At 69.7% G+C, this 18,383-nt stretch carries 16 protein-coding genes; 12 read left to right on the forward strand and 4 right to left on the reverse strand.

Features of this window, described 5'->3' with window-relative positions; all coding sequences use genetic code 11:
* The first annotated feature begins 126 nt into the window (after positions 1 to 126).
* The 6 genes from hpaH to hpaD all read left to right on the forward strand — a co-directional run bounded on the left by hpaH (position 127) and on the right by hpaD (position 6,744).
* On the forward strand, positions 127 to 912 hold the full coding sequence (gene hpaH / locus AB3K78_RS10120) for a 2-oxo-hept-4-ene-1,7-dioate hydratase (protein ID WP_416442901.1): 786 nt from the start codon (positions 127 to 129) through the stop codon (positions 910 to 912).
* A gap of 52 nt (positions 913 to 964) precedes the next feature.
* Positions 965 to 1,705 carry an HpcH/HpaI aldolase family protein gene (locus tag AB3K78_RS10125; protein WP_416447342.1) on the forward strand — a complete coding sequence of 247 codons (741 nt, stop codon included), beginning with the start codon at positions 965 to 967 and terminating at the stop codon, positions 1,703 to 1,705.
* Positions 1,706 to 1,779: 74 nt separating this feature from the next.
* Positions 1,780 to 3,285: a fumarylacetoacetate hydrolase family protein gene (locus AB3K78_RS10130; RefSeq protein ID WP_416442903.1), complete on the forward strand. Its 1,506-nt coding sequence runs from the start codon at positions 1,780 to 1,782 to the stop codon at positions 3,283 to 3,285.
* A gap of 1 nt (position 3,286) precedes the next feature.
* Complete coding sequence (locus AB3K78_RS10135; protein WP_416442905.1) at positions 3,287 to 3,961, forward strand: GntR family transcriptional regulator; 675 nt, start codon at positions 3,287 to 3,289, stop codon at positions 3,959 to 3,961.
* The gene (locus AB3K78_RS10140; protein WP_416442907.1) at positions 3,958 to 5,454 is read left to right on the forward strand and encodes an aldehyde dehydrogenase; all 1,497 of its coding nucleotides are present in this window, start codon (positions 3,958 to 3,960) and stop codon (positions 5,452 to 5,454) included. Before AB3K78_RS10135 ends, AB3K78_RS10140 begins: the two co-directional genes overlap by 4 nt.
* A 147-nt stretch (positions 5,455 to 5,601) precedes the next feature.
* A complete protein-coding gene (gene hpaD / locus AB3K78_RS10145) occupies positions 5,602 to 6,744 on the forward strand; it encodes a 3,4-dihydroxyphenylacetate 2,3-dioxygenase (RefSeq protein ID WP_416442909.1) in 1,143 nt (380 codons plus the stop codon).
* Between the two features lie 183 nt (positions 6,745 to 6,927).
* Here hpaD and AB3K78_RS10150 read toward each other — a convergent pair whose 3' ends face one another.
* Together AB3K78_RS10150 and AB3K78_RS10155 are read right to left on the reverse strand one after the other, a co-directional pair.
* Positions 6,928 to 7,551, reverse strand: a complete 624-nt coding sequence (locus AB3K78_RS10150; RefSeq protein WP_416442911.1) for a hypothetical protein — start codon at positions 7,549 to 7,551, stop codon at positions 6,928 to 6,930.
* Positions 7,552 to 7,560: 9 nt separating this feature from the next.
* On the reverse strand, positions 7,561 to 9,021 hold the full coding sequence (locus AB3K78_RS10155) for an APC family permease (protein ID WP_416442913.1): 1,461 nt from the start codon (positions 9,019 to 9,021) through the stop codon (positions 7,561 to 7,563).
* Between the two features lie 195 nt (positions 9,022 to 9,216).
* On the opposite strand from AB3K78_RS10155, the gene AB3K78_RS10160 reads away from it, so the two are divergent.
* The 5 genes from AB3K78_RS10160 (at position 9,217) to solA (ending at position 15,290) form a co-directional block, all read left to right on the forward strand.
* Positions 9,217 to 10,374 (forward strand): P1 family peptidase, encoded by a 1,158-nt coding sequence (locus AB3K78_RS10160; RefSeq protein WP_416442915.1) that lies wholly within the window; start codon positions 9,217 to 9,219, stop codon positions 10,372 to 10,374.
* A 200-nt stretch (positions 10,375 to 10,574) separates the two neighbouring features.
* Positions 10,575 to 12,110 carry an APC family permease gene (locus AB3K78_RS10165; RefSeq protein ID WP_416442917.1) on the forward strand — a complete coding sequence of 512 codons (1,536 nt, stop codon included), beginning with the start codon at positions 10,575 to 10,577 and terminating at the stop codon, positions 12,108 to 12,110.
* Positions 12,111 to 12,230: 120 nt separating this feature from the next.
* Positions 12,231 to 12,764 carry a TetR/AcrR family transcriptional regulator gene (locus tag AB3K78_RS10170; RefSeq protein ID WP_416442919.1) on the forward strand — a complete coding sequence of 178 codons (534 nt, stop codon included), beginning with the start codon at positions 12,231 to 12,233 and terminating at the stop codon, positions 12,762 to 12,764.
* A gap of 161 nt (positions 12,765 to 12,925) precedes the next feature.
* Positions 12,926 to 14,056: a tyramine oxidase subunit B gene (locus AB3K78_RS10175; RefSeq protein WP_416442921.1), complete on the forward strand. Its 1,131-nt coding sequence runs from the start codon at positions 12,926 to 12,928 to the stop codon at positions 14,054 to 14,056.
* 52 nt (positions 14,057 to 14,108) lie between these two features.
* Positions 14,109 to 15,290, forward strand: a complete 1,182-nt coding sequence (solA, locus tag AB3K78_RS10180; RefSeq protein ID WP_416442923.1) for an N-methyl-L-tryptophan oxidase — start codon at positions 14,109 to 14,111, stop codon at positions 15,288 to 15,290.
* Positions 15,291 to 15,383: 93 nt separating this feature from the next.
* On the opposite strand, the gene AB3K78_RS10185 is transcribed toward solA, so the two are convergent.
* Positions 15,384 to 16,085, reverse strand: coding sequence for a uracil-DNA glycosylase (locus tag AB3K78_RS10185; protein ID WP_416447343.1), 702 nt, complete (start codon positions 16,083 to 16,085; stop codon positions 15,384 to 15,386).
* A gap of 2 nt (positions 16,086 to 16,087) precedes the next feature.
* Positions 16,088 to 16,885, reverse strand: coding sequence for an SDR family NAD(P)-dependent oxidoreductase (locus AB3K78_RS10190; protein WP_416442925.1), 798 nt, complete (start codon positions 16,883 to 16,885; stop codon positions 16,088 to 16,090).
* Positions 16,886 to 17,022: 137 nt separating this feature from the next.
* On the opposite strand from AB3K78_RS10190, the gene AB3K78_RS10195 reads away from it, so the two are divergent.
* Positions 17,023 to 18,351, forward strand: a complete 1,329-nt coding sequence (locus AB3K78_RS10195) for a bifunctional o-acetylhomoserine/o-acetylserine sulfhydrylase (protein ID WP_046456553.1) — start codon at positions 17,023 to 17,025, stop codon at positions 18,349 to 18,351.
* The last annotated feature ends 32 nt before the right edge of the window (positions 18,352 to 18,383 follow it).

Genomic DNA, 18,383 nt, shown 5'->3' on the forward strand with positions numbered 1-18,383 from the left:
CAAAAACCACAAGCGGTCGCGAGGTCAATTTTCGACAACGGTCCACGGGGCCGAAAGCCCGACTCACTAGCCCCGGCCCGGGCGGATCGTATACGATCTGACTGACCCCGACGAAGTGGAGGCTCAATGCTCACCCCCGAAGAGATCGAGACGATCGCAGACGAACTCGTGCGCGCGGATCGCGAACGCACCATCGTGCCGAAGCTCACCACCCGGTACCCCGAAATGACCATCGAGGACTCCTACGCGATCCAGAAGATCTGGACCGACCGCCGCATCGCCGCGGGCCGACGCCTCGTCGGCCACAAGATCGGCCTCACCTCCAAGGTCATGCAGCTCGCGACCGGCATCACCGAGCCCGACTACGGCGTGATCCTCGACGACATGGTCATCGAATCCGGCTCCGTCGTCGAGTTCGACCGGTTCTCGAACGTGCGCATCGAGGTCGAGCTCGCCTTCGTGCTCGCGAAGCCGCTCGTCGGCCCGAACATCACCATCTTCGACGTGCTCGACGCGACCGCCTACGTGGTGCCCGCGCTCGAGATCCTCAACGCGCACATCGAGCTCGAGGGCCGCACCATCGTCGACACGATCAGCGACAACGCCTCCACCGGCGCGATCGTCCTCGGCGGCCGCCCGGTCCCCGTGGGCGAGCTCGACCTGCGCTGGATCTCGGCCCTGCTCTACCGCAACGAGACCATCGAGGACTCGGGCGTCGCGGGCGCCGTGCTCGGCCACCCCGCCATGGGGATCGCCTGGCTCGCGAACAAGCTCGCGCAGCACGGGCAGTCGCTCGAGGCCGGCGAGGTCGTGCTCGCCGGATCCTTCACCAAGCCCATGTGGGTGGAGCGCGGCGACACCGTGCACGCCGAGTACCAGGGACTGGGGTCGGTGACATGCCGGTTCCTCTGACCCTCCCCCGACATTCCGGGACCGTCTCGCAGAGGCCGACGGGCGCGCGCTCATCGGCCTCTGGACCTGCGCCGGCAGCCCCGTCACCGCCGAGATCGTCGCCGGCTCCGGTTGCGACTGGGTGCTCCTCGACGCCGAGCACTCCCCCAACGGCCTCGAATCCGTGCTCGCGCAGCTGCACGCCATGTCGGCCTACCCGGCGACCCCGCTCGTGCGCCCGCCGTTCGGCGACCCGGTGCTCATCAAGCAGTATCTCGACCTCGGCGCGCAGAACCTCCTGATCCCGATGGTGGATTCCGCCGAGCAGGCGGAGCAGATCGTGCGTGCCGCGCGCTACCCGCTGAACGGCATGCGCGGTGTCGGGTCGGCGCTCGCGCGCTCCGCGCGCTGGAACCGGGTCGACGGCTACCTGGGACGAGCGAGTGAGACGATCAGCCTCACCGTGCAGATCGAATCCGCCGCGGCAGTGCAGGACGTCGAGCGCATCGCCGCCGTCGACGGCGTCGACGCGCTCTTCGTCGGGCCGTCCGACCTCGCCGCCTCGATGGGCCACCTCGGCCAGCAGAACCACCCCGAGGTCGTCGACGCCGTACTGCGTTCGATCACGGCGGGCCGCGCCGCGGGCAAACCCGTCGGCGTCAACGCCTTCGTCCCCGCCGACGCCGAGCGCTACATCGCCGAGGGCGCGAGCTTCGTCGCAGTGGGGGCCGATGTCGCGATCCTCGCGCGGCAGACCGAGGCGCTCGTCGAACGCTTCGCGGGCGCCGGCGGCGGCGAGCGCGCGAGCTACTAGACGACGGACGGGCCCCTTCCCGAAGCCCGCAAGATCGTATATGATTTGAGATACAACGAAGTGAGCGAGACACCATGACCTACGGAATCGACACCCCCGGCAAGATCATCGCCGTGCACCTCAACTACCCGTCGAGGATCGCGCAGCGCGGTCGCACGCCCGCGTTCCCCTCCTACTTCTTCAAGCCCGCTTCGTCGCTCGCCCCCACGGGCGGCACCATCGAGCGCCCCGCCGGCACCGAGCTGCTCGCCTTCGAGGGCGAGATCGCCCTCGTCATCGGCGAGCCCGCCCGCTGGGTCTCCCCCGAGGACGGCTGGAAGCACGTCGCGCGGGTCACCGCCGCGAACGACTTCGGCCTCTACGATCTGCGCGCCGCCGACAAGGGCTCGAACGTGCGCAACAAGGGCGGCGACGGCTTCACGCCGATCGGCCCCGCCGCGATCCCGACCGACGGCATCGACCAGGACTCCTGGCGCGTGCGCACCTGGGTCAACGGCGCTCTCGTGCAGGACGACACGAGCGACACGCTCAAGTTCCCCTTCGGCCAGCTCGTCGCCGACCTCTCCCAGCACATGACCCTCGAGACCGGTGACGTGATCCTCACGGGCACGCCCGCCGGCTCCTCCGTCGTCGTTCCCGGCGACGTGGTCGAGGTCGAGGTCGATGCGCCGAACGCTCCCGGAGCCCCGAGCACCGGTCGCCTCGTCACCACCGTGACGCAGGGCACCACCGCATTCGGCGACTTCGGCGACCGCCCCCGGATCGACGATCTGCAGCGCGTCGAGGCGTGGGGCGACGAGGCCGCGCACGCCGCTGCCGTCGCCGCCGGCCGCGCGACCCCGCTGGACGGTGATCAGGCTGGCTCGACCGGTGGCGCGCTCACCGACGAGATCCGCGCGCAGCTCGACGGCGTCGCCGTCGCCACGGTTTCGGCCGCGCTGCGCAAACGGGGTTACGTCGACATCTTCATCGACGGTGTGCACCCGAACCACGAGGGCGATCGGATTCTCGGCACGGCCAAGACCCTGCGCTTCGTCCCGTTCCGCCCCGACCTCTTCACGGAGCACGGCGGCGGATTCAACGCCCAGAAGCGCGCGTTCGACACCGTGAATCCCGGCGAGGTGCTCGTGGTCGAAGCCCGCGGCGTCCCCGAGACCGGCACCGTCGGCGACGTGCTCGCCCTGCGCGCCCAGGTGCGCGGCGCCGCCGGCATCGTGACCGACGGCGGCGTGCGCGACTTCGCCGCCGTGCAGGAGTTCGACATCCCCGTCTTCTCGCAGGGCGCCCACCCGAGCGTGCTCGGTCGCCGCCACGTGCCGTGGGAGGTCGACGTGACGATCGCCTGCGGCGGCGCTGCGGTGCAGCCCGGCGACATCATCATGGGCGACCGCGACGGCGTGATCGTGATCCCGCCGTTCCTGCTCGCCGAGGTCGCGGCCGAAGCCGCGGCGCAGGAGGAAGCCGACGCGTGGGTCGCCGAGCAGGTCGCCGCCGGCGCCCCGGTCGACGGCCTGTTCCCCATGAACGCCGAGTGGCGCGCCAAGTACGACGCCTCCCGCGCCGCCGGGGCGGGATCCTGACATGGTCGTCGTCCCGAAGAGCGAGCAGGCGTACCGCCTGGTCCGCGAACGCATCGAGAGCGGGCAGTACGTGCCCGGCTACCGCCTGGTGCTCTCGCCCATCGCGTCCGAGCTCGGCATGTCGGTGGTGCCCGTGCGCGAGGCGATCCGCCGCCTCGAGGCGGAGGGCTTCGTCACCTTCGAGGCGAACGTCGGCGCGCAGGTCTCCCTCATCAAGGAGACCGAATACCTGCACACGATGCAGACGCTCGCGCTCGTCGAGGGATCCGCGACCGCGCTGGCCGCGCCCACCGTCTCGGCCGATCAGATCGCACGGGCCCGCCGGATCAACGCGCAGATGCGCGAGACCCTGACCCGCTTCGACCCGCAGGCGTTCACCGACCTGAACCTCGAGCTGCACTCCGTGCTGTTCGAGAGCTGCCCGAACCCGCACATCCTCGACCTCGTGCACCGCGGCTGGAATCGCATGAAAGTGCTGCGGAACTCGTCGTTCAGCTTCGTGCCCGACCGCGCGGCAGCATCGGTCGACGAGCACGAGCGCCTGCTCGACCTGATCGAGGACGGGGCGTCGCCACTCGAGATCGAGCTCGCCGCCCGCAACCACCGACTCGCCACGCTCGATGCAGTGCTGGCGCACCAGGACCAACTCACCCACCAGAGGAGGAAGACCGCATGACCCACCAGAAGCCCGAGGGGCTCCCCGAGAAGATCCAGCTCTTCATCGACGGCGAGTTCGTCGACGCCCAGGATGGCGCGACGTTCGACGTCATCGAACCCGTCTCGAACGAGGTCTACATCACCGCGGCCTCGGCCGGCAAGGCCGACGTCGACCGCGCCGTCGCCGCTGCGAAGCGCGCATTCGACGAGGGCCCCTGGCCCAAGATGCTCCCCCGCGAGCGCTCGCGGATCCTGCACCGGGTGGCCGACATCGTCGAATCGCGCGACGAGCGGCTCGCGCTGCTCGAGAGCTGGGACTCGGGTCTCCCGATCACCCAGGCGAAGGGCCAGGCCCGCCGCGCCGCCGAGAACTTCCGCTTCTTCGCCGACCTCATCGTCGCCGAGCACGACAACGTCACCAAGGTTCCCGGTCGCCAGATCAACTACGTGAACCGCAAGCCCAAGGGCGTCGCGGGCCTCATCACCCCCTGGAACGTTCCGTTCATGCAGGAGTCGTGGAAGCTCGCCCCCGCCCTCGCGACCGGCAACACCGTCGTGCTGAAGCCCGCCAGCTACACGCCGCTGTCGGCGGCGCTGTGGCCCGAGATCTTCCGTGAGGCCGGCGTGCCCGACGGCGTCTTCAACCTGATCCTCGGCTCGGGCGGCGTCGCCGGCGACGCGCTCGTCAAGCACCCCGACGTCCCGCTGATCTCCTTCACCGGCGACAGCTCGACCGGCGCGATGATCTCGACCAACGCGGCGCCGTTCCTCAAGGGCCTGTCGCTCGAGCTCGGCGGCAAGAGCCCGTCGGTCGTGTTCGCGGACGCCGACCTCGAGGAGGCGCTCGACGCCACCGTGTTCAGCGTGTTCAGCCTGAACGGCGAGCGCTGCACCGCCGGCAGCCGCGTGCTCGTCGAGCGCTCGATCTACGACGACTTCGTCGCTCGCTACGCCGAGCGCGCGAAGAACATCGTGATCGGCCTGCCCTCCGATCCGGCCACCGAGGTCGGCGCGCTCGTGCACCCCTCGCACTTCGAGAAGGTCATGAGCTACGTCGAGATCGGCAAGGGCGAAGGCCGCCTCGTCGCGGGCGGCGGCCGCCCCGAGGGCTTCCCCGAGGGCAACTACGTCGCTCCGACCGTGTTCGCCGACGTCGCCCCCGATGCACGGATCTTCCAGGAGGAGATCTTCGGGCCCGTCGTCGCGATCACGCCGTTCGACACCGACGAAGAAGCGCTGGAGCTCGCGAACAACACGAAGTACGGCCTCGCGGCCTACGTCTGGACCTCGAACCTCAAGCGCGCGCACAACTTCGCGCACGGCATCGAGTCGGGCATGGTGTGGCTGAACTCGAACAACGTGCGCGACCTGCGCACCCCGTTCGGCGGCGTCAAGGCATCGGGTCTCGGGCGTGAGGGCGGCTACCGATCGGTGGACTTCTACACCACCGCGCAGTCGATCCAGATCACCCTCAACGAGGCCCACTCGCCGCGCTTCGGCGCGGGCAAGTAACCCCTCGCTGATCGAGCGAGCTTGCGAGCACCGTGCTGAGCGAGGAGCTCAGCGACGAGGCGAAGTATCGAAATCAGATCTTGGTCTCGACTCGCAGGCTCGCTCGACCGGCGGATGAACCCCACGCACTCACGCAAGGAAGCGAACATGGCAAAACTCAACGAAGAAGACAAGCAGTCCGCGGGCTTCTGGGTCACCAAGGAAGCCCCGATCCAGGCCGCGAACCCGATCCCCACGGCCACCTCGGAAGCGCCGGACATCCTGCGCTGCGCCTACATGGAGCTCATCGTCACCGACCTCGCCGCGTCGCGCGAGTTCTACGTCGACGTGCTCGGCCTGTACGTCACCACCGAGGACGACGAGGCGATCTACCTCCGCTCGACCGAGGAGTTCATCCACCACAACCTGGTGCTGCGCAAGGGCCCGGTCGCGGCGGTCGCCGCGTTCTCCTACCGCGTGCGCACGCCCGAGGATCTCGACAAGGCCGTCGCCTTCTACGAGGAGCTCGGCTGCGAGGTCCGCCGCAACCCCGACGGCTTCGTGACGGGCATCGGCGACTCGGTGCGCGTCGTCGACCCGCTGGGCTTCCCCTACGAGTTCTTCTACCAGACCGAGCACACCGAGCGGATGTCGTGGCGCTACGACCTGCACATCCCCGGCGAGCTCGTGCGCCTCGACCACTTCAACCAGGTCACGCCCGACGTGCCGCGCGCCGTCGGCTTCATGCAGAACCTCGGCTTCCGCGTCACCGAGGACATCCAGGACAACGACGGCACCGTCTACGCCGCCTGGATGCGCCGCAAGCCGACCGTGCACGACACCGCGATGACGGGCGGCGACGGCCCCCGCATGCACCACGTGTGCTTCGCGACGCACGAGAAGCACAACATCCTCGCGATCTGCGACAAGCTGGGCGCCCTGCGCAAGTCGGACAGCATCGAGCGCGGCCCGGGCCGCCACGGCGTCTCGAACGCGTTCTACCTGTACCTGCGGGATCCCGACGGCCACCGCGTCGAGGTCTACACCCAGGACTACTACACGGGCGATCCGGACAACCCGGTCGTCACCTGGGACGTGCACGACAACCAGCGTCGCGACTGGTGGGGCAACCCGGTCGTGCCCTCCTGGTACACCGACGCCTCGCTCGTGCTCGACCTCGACGGCAACCCGCAGCCCGTCGTCGCTCGCACGGACGACAGCGAGATGGCCGTGACCATCGGCGCCGACGGGTTCTCGTACACCCGCGACGACGACGGCGAGAAGGGCTTCAAGCTCGGCAACACGCTGTAGCCCGTCGCACGAGGGGCCGGGACGCGATCGCGTCCCGGCCCCTCGTGCGTTCACGAGCGTGCGTCCGTGCGGTGGATCCGCAGCCGCTCGGACGTCTTCGGGCGATCCGCACCGCACCACCGGAAATGCACCGCGCGAGCGGCGGCGCACCGCGCGAAGCCGCGGACGTCGATCGGGCCGGAATCAGCTCGCGAGGGACCCGGGGCGCCGCTCGGGCGGAATCCCCAGCGCGAGTTCGGCGTAGCTCCGCACGGCCTGCCGGCATTCCTCCCGCGGCGTCAGGTCGCCGATGAGCGGGTAGAGGTCGTAGGCGTCCTCCAGGGCGACGAGGTTGCGGGCGATGATCCCCGCGGGCGCGGCGAGCTCGAACTCTCCGATGCCGGCCCCGATCTCGATGAGGGTGCGGTAGAGCATGACCTGGCGCTCGTTGAGGGCGCGGTGCTCGGCGATGTACTTCGAGTGCTCGGCGAGGATCGCGACGCTCTCGTACACCTGGCGCAGTTCGTCGCTGATCGTGTCGGGCACGCCGGCCTCGATCATGGCGTAGATGCGCTCGGTGGCGGTGAGCGGTAGGTCGAGCACGCGTCGGCGCTGCTCGACGAATTCCTCGCGCGCGCCCGCGACCGCGGTCATCTGCAGCTCGTCGAGGGTCGAGAAGTAGTGCAGGACGTTCGCGGGGCTCATCTCGGCCTCGGCCGCGACCGCGCGCACGTTGATCGCGCGACGCGGCCGCGACCGCGCGACCCGCCAGAACGCGCGGATGATCTCATCCCGTCGTTCGTGGCGTCGTCGCGCGGTCGCATTCACAGGGCCAGCCTATTGCGCGGAGTGTGCCCCGACGGAATCGCGGTCCTCGTCGGCCGAGGCGTCCCATCCGGAGTCGTCGAGCGGCACGACCTGCACCGACTCGGTGAGCCCCGCATAGTAGGCGGGTTTGCGGGCCTTGAGCACGAGCGCGACGATGATCCCCCCGATGAAGAGGATCGGGGTGGGCAGCAGCAGGATCTGGTTGATGGGCCCTTGCAGCCCGGTCACGACATCGAAGTTCGTCGCGATGAGGATGAAGCCGACCACGAGCCCGATCGCGCCGAGGATCGGTGCGATGGTGACGCGCCAGACACTATGGCCGCGACGATCCCTGAGGAAGTAGCAGACGACCGCGATCGCGGTCATGGCCTGGGCGAACACGAGCCCCTGCACGCCGGTGGCGTAGGTCCAGAGGGCGAGGCCCAGGAACGGGTCGGCGTTGAGCACGATGGCGACGAGCACGCCGATCGCCGAGAAGCCGCTCAGCGTGAGGCTCGCGACGGCCGGCGACTGGCTGGTGCGGCTGGTACGTCCGAGCACGCGCGGCAGCAGGCCCTCGCGGCCGAGCGAGTAGAGGTAGCGGGTGCAGGCGTTGTGGAACGACAGCAGGCAGGCGAAGAAGCTCGTGACGATGAGGATCTTCATGACGAACGCCGCCCAGGCGCCGGCGAGGTCGCCCGTGCCCGTGATGACCATCGTCTCGAACGCGTCGCTGCGCGCCATCTCGACGACCCCGTTCGCGCCGAAGGCGACAGTGAGGATCCAGAAGGTGAACGCGTAGAACAGTCCGAGGAACGCCACCGAGATGATGGTCGCGCGCGGGATCGTGCGCTCGGGCCGCTTGGCCTCCTCGGCGTAGATCGCGGTGCTCTCGAACCCGAGGTAGGCGCCGAAGCCCATGACGAACAGCGCACCGGCGCCGGTGGCGAAGAACACGTTCTTCGGCTCGAAGGAGGCGAGGCTCCAGGGCTCGGGGCCGCCGTTCGCGATGGCGGCGACCGCCAGCACGAGCAGGATCCCCACTTCGAGTGTGAGGAGCACGGCGAGCACCTTCGCGCCGACGTCGATCTTGCGGTAGCCGAGGAACGCGACGATCGCGACGGCGATGAGCGACCACACGCCCCAGGGCAGGTCGATATGCAGCAGTTCCTTGAAGGTGAACTGCGCGAAGAAGCCGATGAAGCCGTAGAACGAGATCACGAGCGAGATGTAGGCGAACACCGTGACTGACGAGACGCCGAGCCCGAAGGGCTTGCCCATGCCGCGCGAGACGTAGGCGTAGAAGGCGCCCGCGTTGCGCACGCTCTTCGACATGGCGGTGAAGCCGAGCGCGAAGAAGATCAGCACGACCGCGCAGAAGAGGATCGCGCCGGGTGCGCCGATGCCGCCCATGCGGAACGAGGTGATGGCGCCGCTCGCGATGACGGTGAGGGTGCGGCCGCCGAGATCACGAAGAACACGATGTCCCACGTGCCGAGGCGGCCGGTCGCGAGACGCCCGCTCGGCCCCGCCTCCGGGGCCTGCGACGAGTGCGGTGTTGAGGCGGTCATGAGGGCGACTCCTTTGTCCGATGCTGCGGGATCCGCGAGTTGCTGAACATTGATCAGAACTTTTCCGATTCGTGAATCCTTTGGGTAGTGTAAGCACAAACGAGAGGATTGAACAATGTTTGAAGACTCGCTCAGCGCTGACGAGCAAGCCGGCATCGCGATCCGTGCACGGGACCTGGGCGTCCCGTTCGACGGCGAACCCGGCAGATGGAACGCGATCACCGACGTTCCCGGCCTCGAGGTCGGCTTCAGCACGATCGTGTCCGACGGACCGGCACCCGCCCGCACCGGGGTGACGGCGATCCTCCCTCGCGGGCGCGAGCACGCGGGCCTCCCCTGCGCGGCGGGCGTCGCGGTGCTCAACGGCAACGGCGAGCTCACCGGCCGCAGCTGGATCGAGGAGTCCGGTCAGTTCCAGACCCCGATCGGGATCACCAACTCGCACGCGGTCGGCGCCGTGCACTCCGGGATCGATCGCTGGATGGCCGAGCACCACCCGGGCAACGCGGCGGCGTGGATGCTCCCCGTGGTCGGCGAGACCTGGGACGGCTACCTCAACTCGATCAACGCCGAGCATGTGCGCCCCGAGCATGCGACGGCGGCGCTCGATGCGGCGAACGGCGGCCCGGTCGCCGAGGGCAACGTCGGCGGCGGGACGGGCATGAACTGCTACGGCTTCAAGGGCGGCACCGGCACCTCCTCGCGTGTGGTGCGGATCGGCGACCGGAGCTGGACGGTCGGCGTGCTACTGCAGGCGAACTTCGGAAGCCGTTCGGAGCTCCGGGTCGCAGGCCGCCCGCTGGGGCGCGACTCGCAGGCACCGAATCCGATGGAGACGAGCGGCTGGTTCGAGCGCGAAGCCGGTCCCGGCGCCCGCGCGGTCGCGGGCGCCGGCAGCGTGATCGTGATCGTCGCGACGGACGCCCCGCTGCTCCCGGAGCAGTGCGCGGCTCTCGCGCGCCGCGTGCCCCTCGGTCTCGCGCGCACCGGCACCACCGGCAGCCACTTCTCGGGCGACATCTTCCTCGCCTTCTCGACGGCGAACGCGGGGGCGCTCGGCTCGCGCATGAGCACCGAGGGCCCGGACGTCGAACGGCTCTCGCATCTGGCCTGGGGCCGGATCGACCCCTTCTACGCGGCCGTCGTCGAGGCCACCGAGGAAGCCGTGGTCAACGCGCTCGTGGCCGCCGAGGACACCGTCGGGCGGGACGGGCACGAGAGCTTCGCGCTGCCCCACGACGAGGTGCGCGCGGCGTTCGCGGCGAGCGCCTGAGCCGTTCCGGCCGCTCGGCGGAGCACCGCCGAGCGACCGCCGACCGGAATGCTTGAAGCTGAGCGCTTTCGGACATGGCCTGTGCGCGCAGCGACCAGGCCATGCCTTCGCCGCCTTCCTAGACTCGGGGGCACTCGAACCTCATCGGCGACGACGCCGGCGCGCGCGACGACGCTGCGCGCGGGAAGGATGACCTGCTCATGACCGCTCCAACCACCGACGCCCCGGCGACGCACGACCCGGGTCTCAGCCGCCGGACGCTCGGCGTGCCGTCCATCACCCTGATGATCATCGCCGCCTCCGCACCGCTGACCGTGGTCGCGGGCGGCGTGACGACCTCGTTCGCGGTGACCGGCTCGCTCGGAGTCCCGCTCGGCTTCGTCGTGATCGCGGTGATCCTCACCGTCTTCGCCGTCGGATACACCGCCATGGGCCGCTACATCACCAACGCTGGCGCGTTCTACGCCTACATCTCGCAGGGCCTCGGCCGCCCCATCGGCGTCGGCGCCTCGCTCATCGCGCTCGTCTCGTACAACGCGATGCAGATCGGCGTGTACGGACTCTTCGGCTTCCAGCTGTCGATGTTCCTCGAGGCCAAGTTCGGGTTCTCGTCGCCCTGGTGGCTGTGGATCCTGCTCTGCATCGTGGTCGTCGGCGTGCTCGGCGTGAACCGCATCGATTTCTCGGCGAAGGTACTCGGCGTGCTCGTCGCACTCGAGTTCCTCGTCGTGATCGTGTTCGACGTCGTCTCGCTCGCCGTCGCCCCCGAGGGCGTCTCGACGACCACGCTGAACCCGGCAGAGCTCTTCGGCCCGTCGCTCGGCATCGTGCTCGTCTTCGGCGTCGCCGCGTTCATGGGCTTCGAGGGCGCAGCGATCTACGGCGAGGAGGCGAAGGACCCGAAGCGGACCGTACCACGGGCGACCTACGCCGCCGTCGCGATCATCGGCCTCTTCTACGCGTTCAGCGCATGGGCGTTCTCGGTCGGCATCGGCCCCTCGAACATCGTCGCGAAGTCGCAGGAGTCGGGCCCCGATCTCATGTTCGTCTTCATGAACAGCCACGTCAGCGTGATCTTCGTCGACATCATGAACATCCTGTTCCTCACGAGCCTCTTCGCCTCGCTGCAGTCGTTCCACAACGCGGTCGCCCGCTACTTCTTCTCGCTCGGCCGCGAGGGCGTGCTGCCCACCTGGTTCGCGGGGACGTCGAAGCACGGCGCTCCCTGGGCGGGGTCCGTCGCGCAGACGGTCATCGCACTGGTCGTCACCGTCGGCTTCATCTTCTCCGGCGAGGTGTTCGGCGGCGCCGCGGCGCTCGGCGAGCAGAGCTTCCTGTACCCGGTGCTCACCATGTTCACCTGGCTCACCAACACGGGCGCCATGGGGCTCGTGCTCCTGATGGCCGTCATCGCGGCCGCGGTCATCGGCTTCTTCCGCAGGGACCGGCGCGGGCTCGGCGTATGGACCACGATGGTGGCCCCGCTCGTCTCGGGCCTCCTGCTCGCCTGGGTGTTCGTCATGATCATCGCGAACTTCCATGTGCAGCTCGGGCAGCAGGAGCCGACGTTCGGCACCTACGTCCTGCCGATCATCGTGGTCCTGGCCGGCATCGTCGGCATCGTCTGGGGCCGGGCGCTCAAGCGCCGCAAGCCCGAGATCTACCAGCAGATCGGCCACGGCACCGAGCCGGGCGCCTACGGCACCGAGCTCATCGGCGTCGTCGACGAGCGCTGAGCGCCCCGCTCTGCCGGTTGAGCGAGCGGAGCGAGTCGAAACCCGAGGTGCCGCGGTTCCGACTCGCTCCGCTCGCTCTGCCGGCGGGCCCCGTTCCGTGCCACCGCTACGCTCGAACGCATGAACGACGCCTCCGGCCGCACCGCCCTGCTGCACGCCACCATCGTGGTGGTCGCCTCGGGAGGCCTGCGCGCGCTCACCTACCGCGCGGTCGCCGCCGAGGCGGGAGTGTCGCACGGCCTGGTCCGGCACCACTTCGGGAGCCGCGACCAGCTCATCGCCGAGGCCATGGAGTTCGCGATCGACGAGAGCCTCCGCGGCTCGAACATGCTCGAGAGCGGGCTCACCGTCGATTCCTTCGCAGCCGGAATCGAATCGCTGGCGGACCGCGACAGCGAGATCCAGTCGTTCCAGTACGAGCTGCTGCTGGAGTCGCGCCGGCGGCCCGAGCTGCGCGCGCTCGCCGAGCGGCACTACCGGGCCTACCACGAGGCCATCACGCGCCAGCTCGCGCGCCTCGGAGTCGAGGACCCCGAGCTCGCCGAGCTGATCTGGTTCGCGCTCGACGGCATCGTCTTCAAGCAGCTGGTGCTGCCCGAGGACGCGGGTGCTGCGCTGCGGCGGATCCGGGCGCTCGTCGCCGCCGCCGCATAGGCCGGTCTCCGTCCGCCTCCCACCTCCGCGGAGATCCGCACCGCGTCCCCACCCGCGCTCTTGACTATCCAATTGGATAGTCTTAGGCTGAAGCGCCTCCATCGCCGTCGGCCAGCGCCCGGCGGGATGCACGAGACCAGACCGCGAAGGGACACACCGCCGTGCCGAACACCGCCATCGAATTCCTCTACCTGTCGGAACCCGACATGATCGCCGCCGGCGTGACCGACATGGCCGCCTGCGTCGACACCATGAGCGAGATGCTCGTCGAGTTCAAGCGCGGCGACTACCGCATGGCGGGCATCGAGAACGATCTGCACGGCGCCCAGATCTACTTCCCGAAGGAGTCCCCCTTCGCCGGCATGCCGCTCGACGGCCCCGACCGCCGCTTCATGGCGATGCCCGCCTACCTCGGCGGCAGCTTCCAGATGGCCGGGTGCAAGTGGTACGGCTCCAACGTCGAGAACCGCAAGATCGGACTCCCGCGATCGATCCTCATGTTCACCCTGAACAACAAGGACACCGGCGCCCCGCTCGCGCACATGTCGGCGAACCTGCTCAGCGCCTACCGCACCGGCGCGATCCCGGGCATCGGCGCGCGCCACCTGGCTCGCGAGGACGCCCGCGTGGTCGGCATCGCGGGACCCGGACCCATGAACCGCACCTCGCTCGAGGCGCTCATCGCGGTCCGCCCGGGCATCGACACCGTCCGCGTGTTCGGTCGCAGCCAGGGCAGCATCGACGCCTACATCGCCTGGGCGCAGCAGCAGTTCCCGCAGCTCACCGCCATCGAGCAGGTCGATTCGCTGCGCAGCGCGGTCGAGGGCTGCGACATCGTCAGCATCGCGATCCCCAGCCCCTCCGGCACCGAGAACTACCCCACCGTCGAGGAGGCATGGGTCAAGCCGGGCGCGCTCGTGCTCTGCTCGGCGCACCTGGCGGTCGAGGAGAGCCTGGTGCGCAAGGCCCGGCACGTCGCCGATGCGCGCAGCATCTACCAGGCCTGGGCCTCCGAGATCCCGGGGAACGCCCACGACGTCGTCGGCATCTGGGGCATGCACCTCGTCGACCGCGTGCGCGACGGACGCATGACCCCCGAACAGTTCGAGGACCTCGGCGAGATCATCGACGGCGATACCCCGGGCCGCACGAACGACGACGAGATCTTCATCTACTCGGTCGGCGGCATGCCTGTCGAGGACGTCGCGTGGGCCACCCGCGTGTACCGCAACGCGGTCGAGCGCGGTATCGGCACGAAACTGAAGCTCTGGGATGAGCCGGCCCTCGCCTGAGCTCGACCCGACGAACCGAACAGCGACACGAGCAGCGGAGAAGAAGGAACGAATGGACCTGCAGAAGACCAACGTCGTCGTCATCGGCGCCGGCACGGTGGGCTCGATGGCCCTGTGGCAGCTGAGCACGCACGAGGGCGTCGACGTCGTCGGCATCGAGCAGTACGGCCGCGTGCACTCGCACGGCTCCTACGCCGGCGAATCCCGCGTGTTCCGCACGGCGGTCCACGAGGGCGGCACCTACGTGGGCATGATCCAGCGCTCGCGCGATCTGTGGCGCGAGCTCGAGCAGGAGTCGGGGCGCAGCATCTACCTCGAGGCGGGCTGCCTGAGCATCGCCCCCGAGGGATTCCCCGATCTCGTCACGGCGCTCGGCACCGTGCAGGAGTTCGGGATCCCGCACCGCACCCTGACGACCGAGGAGCTGCGTCGCGAGTACCCGCAGCACCTCGTGCAGGACGGCGACATCGGCCTGCTCGACGCGCACGGCGGCGGACTCCGTCCCGAGGTGGCCGTGATGAGCGCGCTCGACATCGCCGAACAGAACGGTGCCCGGCTGTTCTTCAACACCGCCGTGCTCGGGATCGAGGAGCGCGCCGGCGGGGTCGTGGTGCGCACCACGCAGGGCTCTTGGCTCGCCGATCGCGTCGTGGTCGCGTCGGGGTCCTGGTCGGGCCGCCTCTCCCCCGAGCTGCACGACCTGCTGCGCCTGCAGGTGCTGGGTCTCACCTGGTTCATGCCGCGCGATCCCTCTGCCTTCGTTCCCGAGCGATTCCCCGCGTTCCTGCGCGATTCGGGCCCCGTGCACTTCTTCGGCGCCCCCAGCTTCGACGGCTACGCGTTCAAGGCGTGCACGAACCCCGAGTGGCCCGTGTTCCGCGATCCCTCCGAAGTGCCGACGTCGCACACCCGCGAGGAGCTCATCAAGATCGGACAGCGCGCCGCCGAGCTGTTCGACGGCGTGAACCCGGAGCCCGTGCGCCAGAGCGTGCACCACTGCGCCTACACGCCCGATCGTCTGCCGGTCGTCGACGTGAACGCGAGCGGACGCGTCGTCACCGTCGCGGGCCTGTCGGGCCACGGCTTCAAGTTCTCGCCGCGACTCGGCGAGTTCGCCGCCGCACTCGCGACCGGATCGTCGCCGGCCGACGCGGGTATCGATCCGCGTTTCGCGCTGTCCGCGCACCTCGAGCGGCTCGCGGTGCTCGGCCCGTACACGGGCGGCGGGCACTAGCGAACTTCCGCCGGCCCCGCGAACTTGCGAGTCGAACCCGCGGACGTCCTGGCTTCGACTCGCTCCTCGCGGGGCCGGCGGAACTGAACGCGCTCAGCCGGCGGCCGGCGCCACCCGCCAGTCGACGGGCGCGGCGCCCTGCGCCTCGAGCGCCGCGTTCGCGCGGCTGAACGGCCTCGAGCCGAAGAAGCCGCGCGACGCGGACAGCGGCGACGGATGCGGGCTCTCGATCCGCGGCACGTCGCCGAGCATCGGCCCGAGCGAACGAGCGTCGTTGCCCCAGAGGATCGCGACGAGCGGACCGCCGCGGGCGACGAGCGCCCGGATCGCGTGCTCGGTGAAGGCTTCCCAGCCCTTTCCTCGGTGCGACGCCGGCGCGCCGGCGCGCACGGTCAGCACTCGGTTGAGCAGCATGACGCCGTGGTCGGCCCAGGCCGAGAGATCGCCGTGCGGCGCGGGCTCGATGCCGAGGTCTTCGCGCATCTCCTTGTAGATGTTCTGCAAACTGCGCGGGATCGGCCGCACGTCGGGTGCCGTCGCGAAGGACAGTCCGATCGGATGGCCGGGCGTCGGGTACGGGTCCTGCCCGACGATCAGCACGCGCACGTCGGCGAGCGGCCGCTGGAACGCCGACAGGATCCGATCGCCCGCGGGCAGCACCTGCTGCCCGTCGGCGCGCTCCGCGTTGAGGAATCGCCCCAGCTCGGCGAGGCGGTCGCCCATCGGTTCGAGGGCTTCCGCCCAGTCGCGCGCCAGGTAGCCGTTGTCCGCGAGCTCCGCGAGGTTCATCGCCACGCTCACGCCTCCGCCTTCGGCACGAGCGGTCCGCGGTGGGTGTGGAACACGCTCGACTGCGCGACGGGGCGGATCACGATGAGATCCTGGTTGACGTGCGGCGGCTGTTCGAACGCCCCGACGAGTACGCGGGCGACGTCCTCGGGCGCGAGCGGGGTGACATCCTGGTAGGGCTTCGCCGCGGCCTCCGCGTCCCCGCGCAGGCGGTTGAGCGTGAACTCCTCGGTGTGCACGAGCCCGGGCGCGAGCTCCATCACGCGGATCGGCTCGCCGGCGAGTTCGAGGCGCAGTACCTCGGTGACGGCGTGCGCTGCATACTTCGCGGCGTTGTACCCGCCGCCGCCCGGATAGGCGCTGTGTCCGGCGGTCGAGGTGAGATTGAGGATCGAGGCCCAGCCCGGACCATCGGCCTCGATACCGGCTCGGGCGCCGGCTCTCAGCACCGGCAGCAGCGCGGCCGTCACGGTGCGCAGGCCGATCACGTTGACCTCGAACATGCGCCGCCAGTCCTCGTTCAGCGCGCTCTCGACGGACTCCGTGCCGAGCGCGCCGCCGGCGTTGTTCACCAGCCCGGTCGCGCCGCCCGTCCCGGCGACCTCGGCGGCCATGCGGGCGACCTGCGCTTCGTCGGTGACGTCGCACACGATCGGATGCGCCCCGGTCTCGGCGGCGAGCGCACGCAGGCGGTCCTCGCGCCGCGCGACCGCGACGGTCTGCCAGCCGAGCTCGGCGAATCGCCGCACGGTCGCGGCTCCGATCCCCGAACTCGCGCCCGTCACCACTACGCGCCGCTCCACCATGCCGCCTCCCTCGTGCTCAGCCGTCGCCGGCCCGCTGTGCAGCCTATCGCGCCTGTTACGCCCGGTGTCCGGGAGGCTTCCTCCTGCGGTGCCGACTCCGTACGCTCGCTGCAACCGATCCAAAAGGGGAGCCTCTCATGACCGATTCCGCCGCCTGGCATTTCGAGACCAAGCAGGTCCACTCGGGTGCGCAGCCCGATCCGACCACCAACTCGCGCGCCGTGCCGATCTACCAGACGACGTCGTACGTCTTCGACAGCACCGATCACGCGAAGAACCTCTTCGCGCTGGCCGAGTTCGGCAACATCTACACCCGGATCATGAACCCCACGCAGGCCGTCGTCGAGGAGCGCCTCGCGGCGCTCGAGGGCGGCACGGGAGCGCTGCTGCTCGCCAGCGGTCAGGCGGCGGCGACCTTCGCGATCCTCAACATCGCGCAGGCCGGCGATCACTTCGTCTCGTCGAGCTCGATCTACGGCGGCACCTACAACCTGTTCAAGTACACGCTGGCGAAGCTCGGCGTCGAGGTCACCTTCGTCGAGAACCAGGACGATCCGGCCGAGTGGCAGCGCGCGGTGCGCCCGAACACGAAGGCGTTCTTCGCCGAGACGATCGGCAACCCGAAGATCAACATCCTCGACATCCGCACCGTCGCCGACATCGCGCACGAGAACGGCGTCCCGCTGATCGTCGACAACACGATCGCGACCCCGTACCTGATCCGCCCGTTCGAGCACGGCGCCGATCTCGTGATCCACTCGGCGACGAAGTTCCTGGGCGGTCACGGCACCACGCTCGGCGGCATCATCGTCGACGGCGGCACGTTCAAGTGGTCGGAGAACGTCGAGCGCTTCCCGGGCCTCACCGAGCCGGATCCGTCCTACCACGGCGCCTCGTACACGGCCGCGGTGGGCGACGGCCTCGCCTACATCATCAAGGCGCGCGTGCAGCTGCTGCGCGACCTGGGGTCGGCGATCGCGCCGAACAGTGCCTGGCTGCTGATCCAGGGCATCGAGACCCTGTCGCTGCGCATCGAGCGTCACGTGCAGAACACGCAGGAGATCGCGGAGTGGCTCGAGAACCACCCGGACGTCGCGAGCGTCAACTACGCGGGCCTGCCGACGAGTCCCTGGTACGCGGCGGCCAACCGCTACGCCCCCAAGGGCGTCGGCGCCGTGCTCTCGTTCGAGCTCAAGGGCGGCGTCGACGCGGGCAAGGCCCTCGTCGAGAACGTCGAGCTGTTCAGCCACCTCGCGAACATCGGCGACGTCCGCAGTCTGATCATCCACCCGGCGTCGACGACCCACTCGCAGCTGACGCCCGAGCAGCAGCTCACGGCGGGCGTCACGCCGGGCCTCGTCCGCCTGTCGGTCGGCATCGAGAACGTCGACGATCTGAAGGCCGACCTCGAGGCCGGCTTCGCCGCGGCCCGCGCTGCGGTCTCGGAGGCGCGCGCGACCGCGTAGCGGGAATCGGTCCCCGACGGGCCCGGGTCGCT

It is taken from the genome of Leucobacter sp. HNU, from assembly GCF_047946755.1.
In the GTDB taxonomy this organism is placed as follows: Bacteria; Actinomycetota; Actinomycetes; order Actinomycetales; family Microbacteriaceae; genus Leucobacter.

Coding starts and splice junctions, on each gene's coding strand:
- hpaH (WP_416442901.1), top strand. CDS start 127: ATGCTCACCCCCGAAGAGATCGAGACGATCGCAGACGAACTCGTGCGC.
- AB3K78_RS10130 (WP_416442903.1), top strand. CDS start 1,780: ATGACCTACGGAATCGACACCCCCGGCAAGATCATCGCCGTGCACCTC.
- AB3K78_RS10135 (WP_416442905.1), top strand. CDS start 3,287: ATGGTCGTCGTCCCGAAGAGCGAGCAGGCGTACCGCCTGGTCCGCGAA.
- AB3K78_RS10140 (WP_416442907.1), top strand. CDS start 3,958: ATGACCCACCAGAAGCCCGAGGGGCTCCCCGAGAAGATCCAGCTCTTC.
- hpaD (WP_416442909.1), top strand. CDS start 5,602: ATGGCAAAACTCAACGAAGAAGACAAGCAGTCCGCGGGCTTCTGGGTC.
- AB3K78_RS10160 (WP_416442915.1), top strand. CDS start 9,217: ATGTTTGAAGACTCGCTCAGCGCTGACGAGCAAGCCGGCATCGCGATC.
- AB3K78_RS10165 (WP_416442917.1), top strand. CDS start 10,575: ATGACCGCTCCAACCACCGACGCCCCGGCGACGCACGACCCGGGTCTC.
- AB3K78_RS10170 (WP_416442919.1), top strand. CDS start 12,231: ATGAACGACGCCTCCGGCCGCACCGCCCTGCTGCACGCCACCATCGTG.
- solA (WP_416442923.1), top strand. CDS start 14,109: ATGGACCTGCAGAAGACCAACGTCGTCGTCATCGGCGCCGGCACGGTG.
- AB3K78_RS10190 (WP_416442925.1), bottom strand. CDS start 16,885: ATGGTGGAGCGGCGCGTAGTGGTGACGGGCGCGAGTTCGGGGATCGGA.
- AB3K78_RS10195 (WP_046456553.1), top strand. CDS start 17,023: ATGACCGATTCCGCCGCCTGGCATTTCGAGACCAAGCAGGTCCACTCG.